This window comes from Terrihabitans soli, from assembly GCF_014191545.1.
GTDB classification, from domain to species: domain Bacteria; phylum Pseudomonadota; class Alphaproteobacteria; order Rhizobiales; family Methylopilaceae; genus Flaviflagellibacter; species Flaviflagellibacter soli.
In genome coordinates, this window is sequence record NZ_AP023361.1 from 769,724 (window position 1) to 782,851 (window position 13,128).

The window sequence follows — 13,128 nt, forward strand, 5'->3', positions numbered from 1 at the left end:
ACGCGGATAACTTATGTGGTCGCGTTGGCTGGGCCTTTCACTTAAAGACATCCCCCATGTTGTCCTCGGGCCCGCTTTCGCGTCGCTCTTCCTTTCGAACGTCTCGGATCGGTCTGCCGCTTCTGGTTCTGGCGGCGGGGCTTTTGTGCACGGCGCTCGCCGTCGTGCAGATCAAATCCTCTGTCGACCGCGCCGAGGGGCTGCGTTTTGAGGCGCTCGCAAGCGAGCGCACCGATGTCGTGTCCGACCGGCTCGACACTTATATCGCACTTTTGCGCGGCACGGCCGGGCTGTTCGCGTCCGCCGGGGGTCACGTCAGATCGGATCAGTTTGCGGCCTATATCGATCGCCTTCGTCTGCCGGAACTTTATGCCGGCATTCAGGGCATCGGTTTTATCCGGGCCATTCCGGCCGCCCGCCGCGATGAGATCCTCGCTGAGATCCGCGCCGACGGGCTTCCCGATTTCGCCATCAAGCCGGACGGTGAGCGCGACTTCTACACGGCCATCAATTTCCTTGAGCCGCGTGATGCTCGATCGGTGGCCGGTTCGGGCTTCGATATGTACACACAGAAGGTCCGGGCCATGGCCATGGATCATGCGCGCGATACCGGGCTGCGCGCTATTTCCGGAAAGGTCATACTCGGCCTCAATCCCGCGGATCAGGAAGCCGGGTTTCTGATCTTTTTGCCCGTCTATGACCGGCCCCTCGGGCGCATACCGGCAACGGTCGAGGAACGCCGCGCATATCTTCGCGGCTGGGTCTTCAGCCCATTCCGCGCCAGCACTCTTTTCGTGCGGGCGGTTGAGCAGCGTGCGCGCATGCCGGAGCTCGATATCACCGTCTATGACGGCAACGCGATATCGGAAGAGACGGTTCTTTATCGTCCGTCCACCAATCAGCCGCACAACGACAAAAGCTTTTCGACGGTGCGGAAGATGTCCGTCGGCGACCATGACTGGACCGTGGTACTCACAAGCACCGATGCGTTTTTGCCCGATGCCAACCGGATATTCATTCCGATCGTCGCGGCGGGCGGTCTGCTCGCAACCGTCATCCTGTTCGGCGCGGCGCTGACGCAGGTGCGGGCCACGGCCTCCGCGGAAACCGCGCGCGAACAGCTCAGCGAAATGAATGCCAGTCTCGAAGGGCGTGTCGAAGAACGCACGGCGCAGCTTGAAAGCGCGCGCGGTGCGCTCGAAACCCTCAATCGCAATCTGGAACAGATCGTCGATACACGAACGGCGGATCTGAAAGCGGCAAACGATGAAATCCAGCGCTTTGCTTATATTGTCAGCCACGATCTGAGGTCGCCGCTCGTCAACGTCATGGGCTTTACCAGCGAGCTGCAGGTCGCCCGCGAGACGATCTCGAAATTCTACAACAATGTCGTTGCAACCCTGCCCGAAAGGGCAACCCCCGACGTCAAACAGGCGATCGAGGAAGAACTGCCGGAAGCGATCGACTTCATCCGGTCTTCGACGGCCAAAATGGACCGGTTGATCAATGCCATTTTGCGGCTGTCCCGCGAGGGCGGGCGCGTACTGACGCCCGAACCGCTGGATATGAAGCGCCTGTTCGAGGGTATTGGCGAGAGCCTGGCCCACCAGCTGGCGGAGGCCGGCGCCAAGCTTAACATCGAGGATGTGCCGAACCTTGTCGGCGACCGGCTGGCCATCGAGCAAATCTTTACGAATCTGCTCGAAAACGCCGTCAAATATCTTGCGCCCGGACGCCCGGGGCAGATAAGGGTGCAGGGATGGCAAGAGGGCTCGACGGTCTTTTACGACGTCGAGGATAACGGCCGCGGCATTGATCCGAGGGATCATGCCCGGGTGTTCGATCTGTTCCGGCGCGCAGGTGCGCAGGACCGCCCTGGAGAAGGCATAGGCCTCGCCCATGTCCGCGCTCTCGTCAGGCGGCTTGGGGGCACGATCACTCTCAATTCCGCTGCGAACGAAGGATCGACATTCCGGGTCAGTCTGCCCGGCGTGATGACAAGAACGGAAGAAGGGGACGAGGGATGAGCGACCAGGCTGTCACGATCATCATGATCGAAGACGATGAGGGGCACGCGAGGCTGATCGAGCGGAACATCCGCCGCGCCGGCGTCAACAATGAAATCCGCCATTTCGTCAGCGGCACCGCGGCGCTCGATCATCTGTTTTCCGAGCCGAGCCTTGCCAACGGACCGTTCCTTGTTCTTCTCGATCTCAACCTGCCCGATATGACAGGTACGGACATTCTGGCGAAGATCAAATCGAACGACACGCTGCGCCGTGCACCCGTCGTCGTCCTGACGACCACCGACGACAAGACCGAAATCCAGCGCTGCTACGATCTCGGCTGCAATGTCTACATAACCAAGCCCGTCGATTATGAGACCTTTGCCCAGGCGATCCGCCAGCTCGGCCTCTTCCTCTCGGTCATTCAGGTTCCGGAACCCAAATGAGCGAGACGTCCGCTTCTTCGCCATCGGCGGGAAGCATTTCGGTTCTGTATATCGACGACGATGCCGGTCTGCGGCGTCTCGTCGAAAAGGCGCTGACGCGCCACGGCTTTGTTGTGCATTTTGCGGCGAATGGCGATGAGGGCCTCGAACTCCTGCAATCGCAGCGCTTCGATGTTGTCACCGTCGATCATTATATGCCGGGCAAAGACGGGCTTGCGACGCTCGAAGCCGTACGCAAATTGCCCGATCCGCCGCCGGTTATCTACGTCACCGGCGCCGATGAGAGCCGCATCGCGGTCGCTGCGCTGAAAGCCGGCGCTGCGGATTATGTGATCAAGGATGTCGACGGCGTATTCCTCGAACTTCTGCGCAGCGCCGTTGCCGCCGCGGTCGAGCAGCGCGATCTGAAACGTCAGCGCGATGAAGCCGAGCGTCTTGTCCGTGAAGGCCGCGACCGTGCGGTGATGCTGCTGCGCGAGGTCAATCACCGCGTCGCAAATTCGCTGCAGCTTGTTTCCTCGCTCGTCACCATGCAATCGGCCGAGGTGAAGGATGGCGCGGCGCGCGATGCGCTAGCAGAAACGCAGGGTCGTATCGCCGCCATCGGCCAGATCCACCGGCGTCTTTACACCTCCGATGACGTGCGCTTCGTCGAAATCGGCACCTATCTCGAAGGTCTGGTCGAAGAGTTGCAGCACGCGCTGAAAGGCGATGGACGCTCGCACGCCATCAAGCTTTCGGCTGAGAATGTTCTGGTGCCGACCGACCGCGCGGTGTCGCTCGGCATGATCGTCACCGAACTCGTCACCAACGCCTACAAATACGCCTATCCGAACGGGGCCAAAGGCGAGATCCGCGTCCGGCTGGGGCGGGAAGGCGAGGGTCTGTCGATGTGCGTCGAAGATGACGGCGTCGGCTGGACGGGCGCCGTGGGGACCGGCTCGGGGCTCGGCACCAAGATCATCAATTCCATGGCGCGCGCGGTAGGCTCGCCGGTCGAGTTCGACCGGGAGCACAAGGGAACGCGGGTCGTTCTGCGCTTTTCCGCCGAGTGAGCGGCACCCGCCATCTCGTCCAGCTTCTCCTGCCGACGCGGGACAATGAGGGCGAGGGTTTTCCATCCGAAGCGTTCGAACAGGTTTCGCGCGAACTGACGGAGCGCTTCGGCGGCGTCACCGCCTATAGCCGGGCGCCGGCCGAGGGGCGATGGAAGCAGGATGCCGGCACCGGACACGACGACATTGTCGTCGTCGAGGTCATGGACGAAAATCTCGACCGCGCGTGGTGGTCCTCGTACCGGGCCGAGCTGGAAAAGCGCTTCCGCCAGGATGTCGTGATCGTCCGGGCCCAACCGATCGAGCTTCTTTAAGCCTGTCCTTGACCTGCCATAGTCCTTGGGCACACTCCGTTTCCTTCCATTTGAGGATTTGAGTCGGATGAACGTGCGCACGCTCGCGGGTCTTTCTTTGGCCTTTTCGCTCCTCGCCGGACCGGCTTTCGCCCAGGGCAATGCCTGTCAGGGCGGCAAGAGCTTCGATGTCTGGCTGACTGAGCTGAAAGCCGAAGCCAAGGGGCAGGGCATTTCCGACCGCGCTCTGCGGGCGGCCGCGCCCGACATGGTGTTCGACCAGGACATCAAGAACAAGGATCACGGCGCGCCCGGCGTCTTTCAGCAGAGCTTCGTGCAGTTCTCCGACCGCATGGCCAACAACAACCGCCTGCAGGCGGGGCTTGCGCGCATCAAAGCGAATGCCGAGACGTTCGCCCGCATCAAAAAGGAATTCGGTATTCCGGCCGGCGTGCTCACCGCCTATTGGGGCCTCGAGACCGATTTCGGCGCGTTCCTCGGCAATGGCAACACGATCCGCGCGGTGACGACGCTCGCTTACGATTGCCGGAGAGCCGATCTTTTCCGCCAGCAGCTTTTCGCGCTGCTGAAAATTCTCGATCGCGGCGATCTTGCGCCTGCCGATATGCGGGGCCCCTCCGCGGGCGAGCTCGGCCAGTTCCAGTTTCTGCCGATGCATTACGTGACCTATGGCCTCGACTATGACGGCGACGGCCATGTGAACCTCATCAAATCCGATGCAGACGCGTTGGGTTCGGCGGGCAATTACATCAAGAGTCTGGGCTGGCGCGCCGGCGAGCCCTGGCTCGTCGAAGTGAAAGTGTCGGGCAAAGTTCCGTGGGATCAGGCGGATCTCACCATCGAGCATACGCCGGAGCAGTGGGCATCTTGGGGTGTGACCCGCGTCGACGGCAAGCCGATCACAGGGCCTTCATCGTCCCTGCATCTGCCGATGGGCCGCCACGGTCCGGCTTTTCTTGCTTATCCGAATTTCAAGAACATCTATCTCGTCTGGAACCACTCGCTGACCTATTCGACGACGGCCGCTTATCTCGCAACGCGGCTCGAAGGCGCGCCGCCGATGTCGAAGGGCGACGGCACGCCCGATCTTGATCCGGCGGGCGTGAAGGAGCTGCAGCGTCTGCTGCAGGTCAAAGGCTATGACGTCGGCAAGATCGACGGCGTCATCGGCGCGGGATCGCGCGCCGCCATCAAGAAGGAGCAGCTGCGGCTCGGCCTTCCGGCGGATTCCTATCCCGACAGCGAACTTCTCGCGGCGCTCAGAGCCGGGAAGTAACTACTCCGGATAAGAGTGGCGGGCGCCGCGGAAGTCTTCGACTTCGGCGCCATGCACATAATCCGGCCCGACCGGCGATTTGCCGTGGCCGCCGGGAATGTCGAGAACATAAGTCGGCATCGCAAGGCCCGAAAGGTGTCCGCGCAGCGCGCGCATCAGCGCGCGGCCTTCATCGATGGTGACGCGGAAGCGCGCCGTACCCGGCGCGAGATCGGGATGATGCAGATAATAGGGCCGCACGCGGTTCTCGACGAAGCTCCGCATCAGTTCCGCCATCACTTTCGGATCATCGTTCACCCCGCGCAGCAAGACGGTCTGTGACAGAAGCGGGAGGCCGGCATCGGCAAGACGCTTGAGCGCAGTACGAGCCGCCGGCGAAAGCTCGCGCGGATGATTGGCGTGGACGCCGATATAAACGGGCTTTGACGCCGCTTTCAGCGCGGCGATGAGATCTTCGTCGATGAGGTCGGGGTCGGCGACCGGCACGCGCGTATGGATGCGGATGATTTTGACGTGATCTATCGCTCCGATGCGCTCGACGATGTGCTTCAGACGGCGCGGTGCGAGGATCAAGGGATCGCCGCCGGTTAGGATCACTTCCCAGATGTCCGGATGCGCTGTGATATAGGCAAAGCAGGCGTCGAGCTTTTCCGCGTTCAGCGTGCCGAGACCCTCCGGCCCGACCATCTCGCGGCGGAAGCAAAAACGGCAATAGACCGGGCAGACATGCAGCGGTTTCAGCAGCACCCGATCCGGGTAGCGGTGCACAATGCCTTCGACCGGGGAATGCGCAAGATCGCCGATAGGATCTGCACGCTCTTCCGGAGAGGTTTCGAGTTCGTCCGCATGCGGAACGAATTGCAGCGCAATCGGATCGTTCGGATCGTTCTTGTCGATCAGCGCAGCAAGGGCAGGCGGTATCGCCACCGCGTAACGTGCGGCGACTTCTTCGAGCGCCTCCGCATCGGACGCCGAAATAAGTTCGGCTTTGGCAAGATCGGGGATCGTGCGCAGCGTCATGGCACCGGCGTCCATATAACTTTTTCAATATGGTCCGCCCCGGTCGCCAGCATCACCAGACGGTCGAAGCCGAGCGCGCAGCCGGACGCAGCGGGCATGTACGCGAGCGCGCTCAGAAAATCCTCGTCGATCGGATAAAACTCGCCATAGACGCGCTGCTTCTCCGCCATCTCGCTCTCAAAACGTATGCGCTGTTCCTTCGCATCGGTGAGTTCGCCGAAACCATTGGCGATCTCGACGCCGCAGACATAAAGCTCGAAGCGTTCGGCGACGTGCGGGTCTTTGTCCGTGCGGCGGGCGAGGGCGGCTTCCGACGCCGGATATTCGCAAAGAAGCGTCGGACGGCCGATGCCGAGCTTGGGTTCGATCTTTTCGACGAGCACGCGCGAAAAGATATCCGCCCATACATCGTCATCGGCCACGCGTATGCCTTTGCCGCTCACCGCGTCCGCAAATCCGTCGCGGTCGTCGAGGAGAGAGAGAAGATCGATACCTGCATATCGGTCGAACGCTTCCGCTAAAGTCAGACGTTCGGGCTCGGCAAAGGGATCGGAGTTTTTGCCGCGGAAGGAGAGTTCGGTGGCTCCGGACTCGCCCGCAGCGGTGCGCAGGATATGCGCGCAGTCCTCGAACAAAGCGGCATAGGGCGCGCCCGCGCGGTACCATTCGAGCAAAGTGAATTCCGGGTGGTGCAGGGCGCCGCGTTCCCTGTTTCGATACGTGCGGGCGAATTCGAAGATTTTCTCCTCGCCCGCCGCCAGAAGCTTCTTGGCTGCAAATTCCGGCGAGGTGTGGAGATAAAGCGGCCGGGGCGTGCCGTCGGGCTCAAGAAGTTCGGTGGCAAAGGCGTGCAGATGCGCCTCATTGCCCGGCGAGGTCTGCAGGGCGCCGCATTCGGTCTCTGTGAAGCCCTCCTTCAGGAAACGGTCCCGGATCGCCGTCTTGATGCGGCCCCGAGCCTCCAGAAAGGGCCTCCGGTCCGCATGCCTGGACCTTTCCCACCAGGGGGAGGCTAGAGACATCGGGGGGTTCCTCGCGGCTGAAATATGTGCGACACGGGCGCCCGGATCGGCGGCAAGGCCGCCATATTTACCCAAGGACAGGTCGTGAAGGTTATCGCCAGCTCCCTGCGCAAAGGCAATGTCATCGATGTCGATGGCAAGCTCTATGTCATTCTCACCGCGGAAAACATTCATCCCGGCAAGGGCACGCCCGTCACGCAGCTCGATATGCGCCGCCTGACGGACGGCGTGAAGGTCTCCGAGCGCTACCGCACCACCGAACAGGTCGAACGGGCTTTCGTCGAGGACCGCGACTACAATTTCCTCTATTCCGACGACGACGCCTTTCACTTCATGAATCCCGAGAATTACGAGCAGATCGCCGTCCCGACCGACGTGGTCGGCGATCAGGCCGCCTATCTGCAGGAAAACATGAAGGTGCAGCTGGCGACCCATAACGGCGTCGCCCTGTCCATGACCCTGCCGCGCAGCGTCATTCTCGAGATTTCCGAGACCGAGCCCGCGATGAAAGGCCAGACGGCCTCCTCGTCCTTCAAGCCCGCCATCCTGTCGAACGGCGTCCGGACCCTTGTTCCGCCGCATATTCAGGCGGGCACCCGCGTCGTCATCGCGACCGAAGACGGCTCCTATATGGAACGCGCTAAGGATTAGGGCTGATTGACGGGCATCGGCTTTGGGCCAGATGCTCTTTTATGGCCTTTCGCCTGCATAACCTGCCCGACGGGCTGGTCTCGCTCGAATTCGAGGAGCGGGATCAGGAGGTTTTGCGCGAGGCGATCGGGGCGCTATACGGCCCATCCGATCAGCAATGGGTCACGGGCAATGTCGCCGAAATCACGTTCGGCGGCGAAAGCTTTGCCTATCAGGCCGAATGGGACGAGCCGTGCCTCGTTGCCGGCAACCCCGAAGCCGCCGACCTCCTGAAGGATCTGCACGCTTTTCTCATCCGCTAGACGGTGAACCCACCGCCGGGGCGCTGTTCGAGTTTGGGTGGCGGGGGCGGCGGCGCGCACTCGATGCCCGCGCGGCCGATTTGGCCGATCCGGCACACCGGATCGCGGGCGTAAAAGAAGAGGATCAGATAGCCGATGACGAGCGCCAGAGCGATCAGCTCGAACTGCCTTTTCGTCATTGGGCAAACCCCCGCGCGTCTCGATAAGTAGCCGCGATTTCGAGCAAATGGCAAAGCCGACGCTTGCAGAACAAAAAGAGAACACTACAATCCGCGCATGGACATTAAAGCCAAGCTGGCCATTCTCGCCGATGCCGCCAAATACGATGCCTCCTGCGCCTCGTCGGGCACCGACAAAAGGGACTCGAAGGGAAAGGCAACCGGCCTCGGCTCCACCGAGGGCATGGGCATCTGCCATTCCTATGCGCCGGACGGGCGATGCATCTCGCTGTTGAAGGTGCTGCTCACCAATGCCTGCGCCTTCGACTGCCTGTATTGCGTCAACCGCGCCTCCTCGAACGTGCCCCGGGCGCGCTTTACGGTGGAGGAGGTCGTCGGGCTGACGCTCGATTTCTACAACGCAATTATATCGAGGGCCTGTTTCTCTCCTCCGGCATCATCCGCTCGCCCGATTACACGATGGAGCAGATCGTCGAAGTGGCGCGGCAGCTGCGCGAGGATCACGGCTTCCGCGGCTATATCCATTTGAAGACCATCCCCGACGCCGATGACGAGTTGCTTGCGACGGCGGGCCGTTATGCCGACCGGCTGTCGATCAATATCGAAATGCCGAGCGAGGAGAGCGTTCAGCGCTTTGCGCCCGAAAAGGATGTACGCGCCATTCGCCGCTCGATGGGGCGGATGCGGTTGAAGATCGACGAGGCGAACGAAGAGAAGAGGGCGCCGCGCTTTGCGCCCGCCGGCCAGTCGACGCAGATGATCGTCGGTGCGGACGCATCGAACGATGCCGACATTCTGTCGACCAGCGCCAATCTCTACGGCTCGTTCGGATTAAAGCGCGTTTACTATTCCGCCTTCAGCCCGATCCCGGATTCATCTTCCGCGCTGCCGCTCGCAGCGCCGCCTTTGATGCGCGAGCACCGGCTCTATCAGGGCGACTGGCTGATGAGGTTTTACGGCTTTGCGGTGGACGAAGTCTTCGCCGGCACCAACGGCATGCTGCCGCTCGATATGGATCCGAAGCTCGCCTGGGCGCTGCGGAACCGGGCTCTGTTTCCGCTCGACATCAACCGCGCGGGCAGGGAGGAGCTTTTGCGCGTGCCGGGCTTCGGGCTGAAGACGGTCGATCGCATCATCGCCGCCCGCCGCATCCATTCCGTCAGCACCGGTGATCTGAAGCGGCTGCATGTGCCGCTGAAGACGGCGCTGCCTTTCATCGTCACGCCCGATCATCGTCCGACCCGTCTCACCGACCGCGCCGATCTTAAAGCACTGCTTCAAGTCCCGGCGCCTCGCCAGCTCTCCTTGTTTGCGAATGTCCTTTAGTATCCTACTGTACGGACATACGGATTTCTCCGGATGGCGCGCGGCGGCGCGGCGGCTTTTGCTGGCCGGTGTGCCGCCTTGGCAGGTCGTCTTCTCATTCAAGGACACGCCCGATCTCTTCGGGTCCGACCTGCCGCCGCCGGAGGCGGAAGGCACGTTCCGCGTCTCGCGCCGCTTCCTCGATCTGGCCGCCGCGGCGTCGCTCCATTCCGATCCGGAACGCTTTGCGCTGCTCTACCGCATCCTCTGGCGCCTGAGGTCGCAGCCCGCTCTGCTCGATCTCTCGACCGATGCCGACATCGCCCGCGCCAATGACATGGCCAAAAATGTCCGCCGGGACATTCACAAAATGCACGCCTTTGTTCGCTTCCGGGAAATGCCGGCGGGCGAGGGCGAGCGCATGGTCGCCTGGTTCGAGCCCGAGCATCACATCATCGAAGCGGGCGCGCCGTTCTTCGCCCGCCGCTTCCCGAACATGCTGTGGTCGATCCTGTCGCCCGAAGTCAGCGCCCATTGGAACGGCGATGACCTCTCTTTCGGCCCGGGCGCCGGGCGCAAAGACGCCCCGGAGCATGACCGGCTGGAGGAGATGTGGAAGGCCTATTACGCCTCGATCTTCAATCCGGCGCGGCTGAAGCCCAATGCCATGCGCTCCGAAATGCCGGAGAAGTATTGGAACAACCTGCCTGAGGCGGAGCTGATTGCGCCGCTGATGGCTGAGGCCCGCAAGAGAACCGAAGACATGGTGAGGCGCGGTGCAACGGCGCCGAAAGCCAACCGCCAGACTCCGATCCCCGCGCGCGTGCCTTCCATCCCTGTGGCGGGCGATGCGCTCGATGCCTTGCGCGAGAAGGCGCGCGGCTGCCGCATGTGCCCGCTCTGGAAACCGGCGACACAGACCGTCTTCGGCGAAGGACCGCAGGAAGCCGAGATCATGTTTGTCGGCGAGCAGCCGGGCGATAAGGAAGATCTCGCCGGTCATCCCTTTATCGGCCCGGCGGGCCAGCTTTTCGATCGTGCGCTTGGGGAGGCGGGGCTCGACCGTTCAAGTGCCTACATCACCAATGCGGTGAAGCATTTCAAATTCACCCCGCGCGGCAAGATCCGCCTGCATCAGAAACCCAACACCACCGAAATCCGCGCCTGCCGTCCCTGGCTCGATCAGGAACTCGATATCGTAAAGCCGAAACTCGTCATCGCGCTGGGAGCGACCGCGGCGCAGAGCCTGTTCGGCCGCGCCATGCCGATCGGCCCAAACCGCGGCCAGTTTCTGCGGGCGGGCGATGCGCGGGCGCTCATCACCGTGCATCCGTCCTATCTGCTGCGCGTGCCGGAAGAGGAGAGGAAGGCCGAGGAATATGCGCGCTTCGTCGAGGATTTGAAGCTCGCGCATCTCGTGCTGAAGAAAGCCGCCTGATTACCAAGTCAGGGCGGGGGGCGTGCCGTCGAGGATTTCGGTCAGCCGCCGCTTCGCGCCGGGGCTCATATCCGGGGGCAAAGCGTTGATCGGGAAGAAGGCGCATTCGGCGATCTCCCGGTTCGGCTTGTGCGGCCCCGGCCAGGAATAGGCACGGATCGCATAAACGAGGACATGATCGCGGCGGCTGAAGCTCGGCTGGTGGAAGATGCCGTGCAGGACCGGTTCTCCCGTCACTGTCACATTGGATTCCTCGGCCAGTTCCCGTTTCAGGGCCTCGAGGGTCGTTTCCCCGGCCTCGACCCCGCCGCCGGGGAAATTCCACCCCGGGACATAGCCGTGACGAATCAGGAGAACCCGGCCTTCGCCGTCGAGCACAACGCCCCGCACGCCCAGGGTGAGCCCCCGGAGGATGAGCCACATGCGGGCCAGGAAGGGGCGGGCGATAGGATAAATGAAGCGCAGCATGGCGGGAGTTTACAGGGGTTAAACGCTTCGCGCAGTTAGGAACTGGACCGCCACCCGGCTGTTTGTGGTAAGTGGCGCCAATGTTCACCCTTGCCCATCTGTCGGACCCCCATTTGGGGCCTCTGCCCAAGGCCAAGTTCCGCGAGCTCTTTTCCAAACGGATCATGGGCTATGCGAACTGGCATGTGCGGCGGCGCGGTCGGCACGATATGGCGTGCCTCGCAAACCTCACTCTCGATATGCAGAACCAGGGGCCGGACCATATCGCCTGCACGGGGGATCTTGCGGTGATCGGCCTTGATGCCGAGTTCACCCCGGCGCGCGCCTTTCTCGAAAAGCTCGGCGATCCGCAGCACGTCTCGCTCGTTCCAGGCAATCACGACTCTTATGTGCGCGGCACGGCAGATCATCCGCAGCTGCACTGGTCGGAATATATGACCGGCGATGGCGAGCGCGTCGAAGGCGAGCCGCATTTCCCCTATATCCGCCGCCGCGGCAAGGTCGCGATTGTCGGCGTCACGACCGCGGTGCCGACGGGCTTTCATTCGGCGCAGGGGCGCATCGGCAAGGAACAGGCACGGGCGCTGACGAATATTCTGAAGGGGCTCGGCGAAGAGGGGCTTTTTCGCGTCGTCCTCATTCATCATCCGCCGGGCGGCACTGAAGATATTCTCCGCCGCCTGACCGATGCGCGGCGTATCAAGCGCGCAATGCTTCTGGCCGGCGCCGAACTCATTCTGCACGGCCACAATCATCTGTCGGAGCGGCGCAGCCTGCTCGGCCTCGACGGCATGATCCCGGTCATCGGCGTGCCGTCGGCTTCCGCCGCGCCGACCGACAACAAGGAACCGGGCGCCTATAATCTTTACCGGATCGACGGCGAGCCCGGCGCCTGGAGCTGCGAGATGATCCAGCGCGGCTATGTGAAGGGACAGACGGAAGTCGTCGAACGCCAGCGCGTGATGCTGATCGAGCCGCAAGCGCCGCGCGTCTCCGTTCCGCGCGATCTCGCCTCTTAGCGCAACAGCGCGCCGGCCGCCCAATAGGCGAAAAGGCCGACGATCACCGCAACGATCAGAAGCTGCAGCGGCGAGCTCTTTTTTGCTTTCGGCGCTTCTTCGGTCACGTGTGCGGGGGGCGGTGCGGGATCGGTCCGCGGCTTCAGATCGACCGTGTCGGAGATCAGCGCTTTCTCCCGCTCGACGATGCGGTGGGCGACATAATCGGTGATCGCCTGAACGATCTTGCCGATGTCTTCCGTCTCGGCGATCAGCTGCCGTCCGTAACGCGTGTCGTGGAAAAACTGATAGGTGCGCTTGTCGCGCCCCATCTCGACAAAGCCGAGCACGTCGACGAAAAGGCGCGCCGGATCGCCCGGCATGATCGCGGCGTCGAACAGGTCGATGTCCTGTGGGATCTGCGCGAAGAGCGGCTGCAACTCATCCTTGAGAAGGTCGAGGCGGGCGAGCTCCGCGGTGCGCAGTTCGACAAGAACCCCGCTCTTTTCGGCCGAGGCGGTCCGCGCGCGGCGCAGCGCCTCTCTGAGGCTGGGCTGGGCGACCGGATTTCGGCTCGGGTTTTCCATCGGACACATCCACTGCTACTGCTTTCAACCTAGCGGCACGGCGAAATGAGTAAAAGGCCGC

General features: G+C 62.5%; 14 protein-coding genes and 1 pseudogene. 10 read left to right on the forward strand and 5 right to left on the reverse strand.

The window, feature by feature from the left end; genetic code table 11:
• Positions 1 to 56 precede the first annotated feature (56 nt).
• From IZ6_RS15915 to IZ6_RS04060, 5 genes are all read left to right on the forward strand, one after another.
• Complete coding sequence (locus tag IZ6_RS15915; protein ID WP_225873994.1) at positions 57 to 2,027, forward strand: CHASE domain-containing protein; 1,971 nt, start codon at positions 57 to 59, stop codon at positions 2,025 to 2,027.
• Complete coding sequence (locus tag IZ6_RS04045; RefSeq protein ID WP_222876729.1) at positions 2,024 to 2,452, forward strand: response regulator; 429 nt, start codon at positions 2,024 to 2,026, stop codon at positions 2,450 to 2,452. The genes IZ6_RS15915 and IZ6_RS04045 overlap by 4 nt, the downstream gene beginning before the upstream one ends.
• Positions 2,449 to 3,507, forward strand: a complete 1,059-nt coding sequence (locus tag IZ6_RS04050; protein ID WP_222876730.1) for a response regulator — start codon at positions 2,449 to 2,451, stop codon at positions 3,505 to 3,507. Before IZ6_RS04045 ends, IZ6_RS04050 begins: the two co-directional genes overlap by 4 nt.
• Positions 3,504 to 3,821 carry a hypothetical protein gene (locus tag IZ6_RS04055; RefSeq protein ID WP_222876731.1) on the forward strand — a complete coding sequence of 106 codons (318 nt, stop codon included), beginning with the start codon at positions 3,504 to 3,506 and terminating at the stop codon, positions 3,819 to 3,821. The genes IZ6_RS04050 and IZ6_RS04055 overlap by 4 nt, the downstream gene beginning before the upstream one ends.
• 67 nt (positions 3,822 to 3,888) lie before the next feature.
• On the forward strand, positions 3,889 to 5,097 hold the full coding sequence (locus IZ6_RS04060; RefSeq protein ID WP_222876732.1) for a lytic murein transglycosylase: 1,209 nt from the start codon (positions 3,889 to 3,891) through the stop codon (positions 5,095 to 5,097).
• Here IZ6_RS04060 and IZ6_RS04065 read toward each other — a convergent pair whose 3' ends face one another.
• Both IZ6_RS04065 and epmA read right to left on the reverse strand, forming a co-directional pair.
• Positions 5,098 to 6,132 (reverse strand): lysine-2,3-aminomutase-like protein, encoded by a 1,035-nt coding sequence (locus tag IZ6_RS04065; protein ID WP_222876733.1) that lies wholly within the window; start codon positions 6,130 to 6,132, stop codon positions 5,098 to 5,100.
• Complete coding sequence (epmA, locus tag IZ6_RS04070) at positions 6,114 to 7,139, reverse strand: EF-P lysine aminoacylase EpmA (protein WP_222876734.1); 1,026 nt, start codon at positions 7,137 to 7,139, stop codon at positions 6,114 to 6,116. The genes IZ6_RS04065 and epmA overlap by 19 nt, the downstream gene beginning before the upstream one ends.
• A 24-nt stretch (positions 7,140 to 7,163) precedes the next feature.
• On the opposite strand from epmA, the gene efp reads away from it, so the two are divergent.
• Positions 7,164 to 7,790 carry an elongation factor P gene (gene efp / locus IZ6_RS04075; protein WP_222876735.1) on the forward strand — a complete coding sequence of 209 codons (627 nt, stop codon included), beginning with the start codon at positions 7,164 to 7,166 and terminating at the stop codon, positions 7,788 to 7,790.
• 41 nt (positions 7,791 to 7,831) lie between these two features.
• Complete coding sequence (locus tag IZ6_RS04080; protein WP_222876736.1) at positions 7,832 to 8,092, forward strand: hypothetical protein; 261 nt, start codon at positions 7,832 to 7,834, stop codon at positions 8,090 to 8,092.
• Here the strand turns inward: IZ6_RS04080 and IZ6_RS04085 are convergent.
• Positions 8,089 to 8,271, reverse strand: a complete 183-nt coding sequence (locus tag IZ6_RS04085; RefSeq protein ID WP_222876737.1) for a hypothetical protein — start codon at positions 8,269 to 8,271, stop codon at positions 8,089 to 8,091. The genes IZ6_RS04080 and IZ6_RS04085 overlap by 4 nt on opposite strands.
• A 97-nt stretch (positions 8,272 to 8,368) precedes the next feature.
• On the opposite strand from IZ6_RS04085, the pseudogene IZ6_RS04090 reads away from it, so the two are divergent.
• Positions 8,369 to 9,597, forward strand: a pseudogene (locus tag IZ6_RS04090) (putative DNA modification/repair radical SAM protein).
• Positions 9,587 to 11,014 carry a UdgX family uracil-DNA binding protein gene (locus IZ6_RS04095; RefSeq protein ID WP_222876738.1) on the forward strand — a complete coding sequence of 476 codons (1,428 nt, stop codon included), beginning with the start codon at positions 9,587 to 9,589 and terminating at the stop codon, positions 11,012 to 11,014. Before IZ6_RS04090 ends, IZ6_RS04095 begins: the two are co-directional and overlap by 11 nt.
• On the opposite strand, the gene IZ6_RS04100 is transcribed toward IZ6_RS04095, so the two are convergent.
• On the reverse strand, positions 11,015 to 11,482 hold the full coding sequence (locus tag IZ6_RS04100; protein ID WP_222876739.1) for an NUDIX domain-containing protein: 468 nt from the start codon (positions 11,480 to 11,482) through the stop codon (positions 11,015 to 11,017).
• An 80-nt stretch (positions 11,483 to 11,562) separates the two neighbouring features.
• On the opposite strand from IZ6_RS04100, the gene IZ6_RS04105 reads away from it, so the two are divergent.
• Positions 11,563 to 12,501, forward strand: coding sequence for a metallophosphoesterase family protein (locus IZ6_RS04105; protein ID WP_222876740.1), 939 nt, complete (start codon positions 11,563 to 11,565; stop codon positions 12,499 to 12,501).
• Here IZ6_RS04105 and IZ6_RS04110 read toward each other — a convergent pair.
• Entirely contained in the window at positions 12,498 to 13,067 is a 570-nt protein-coding gene (locus tag IZ6_RS04110) for a hypothetical protein (RefSeq protein WP_222876741.1), read from the reverse strand. The two genes, IZ6_RS04105 and IZ6_RS04110, sit on opposite strands and share 4 nt — an antisense overlap.
• Positions 13,068 to 13,128: the final 61 nt, after the last annotated feature.

Coding starts and splice junctions, on each gene's coding strand:
- IZ6_RS15915 (WP_225873994.1), top strand. CDS start 57: ATGTTGTCCTCGGGCCCGCTTTCGCGTCGCTCTTCCTTTCGAACGTCT.
- IZ6_RS04045 (WP_222876729.1), top strand. CDS start 2,024: ATGAGCGACCAGGCTGTCACGATCATCATGATCGAAGACGATGAGGGG.
- IZ6_RS04050 (WP_222876730.1), top strand. CDS start 2,449: ATGAGCGAGACGTCCGCTTCTTCGCCATCGGCGGGAAGCATTTCGGTT.
- IZ6_RS04060 (WP_222876732.1), top strand. CDS start 3,889: ATGAACGTGCGCACGCTCGCGGGTCTTTCTTTGGCCTTTTCGCTCCTC.
- IZ6_RS04065 (WP_222876733.1), bottom strand. CDS start 6,132: ATGGACGCCGGTGCCATGACGCTGCGCACGATCCCCGATCTTGCCAAA.
- epmA (WP_222876734.1), bottom strand. CDS start 7,139: ATGTCTCTAGCCTCCCCCTGGTGGGAAAGGTCCAGGCATGCGGACCGG.
- efp (WP_222876735.1), top strand. CDS start 7,164: ATGTGCGACACGGGCGCCCGGATCGGCGGCAAGGCCGCCATATTTACC.
- IZ6_RS04080 (WP_222876736.1), top strand. CDS start 7,832: ATGGCCTTTCGCCTGCATAACCTGCCCGACGGGCTGGTCTCGCTCGAA.
- IZ6_RS04085 (WP_222876737.1), bottom strand. CDS start 8,271: ATGACGAAAAGGCAGTTCGAGCTGATCGCTCTGGCGCTCGTCATCGGC.
- IZ6_RS04095 (WP_222876738.1), top strand. CDS start 9,587: ATGTCCTTTAGTATCCTACTGTACGGACATACGGATTTCTCCGGATGG.
- IZ6_RS04100 (WP_222876739.1), bottom strand. CDS start 11,482: ATGCTGCGCTTCATTTATCCTATCGCCCGCCCCTTCCTGGCCCGCATG.
- IZ6_RS04105 (WP_222876740.1), top strand. CDS start 11,563: ATGTTCACCCTTGCCCATCTGTCGGACCCCCATTTGGGGCCTCTGCCC.
- IZ6_RS04110 (WP_222876741.1), bottom strand. CDS start 13,067: ATGGAAAACCCGAGCCGAAATCCGGTCGCCCAGCCCAGCCTCAGAGAG.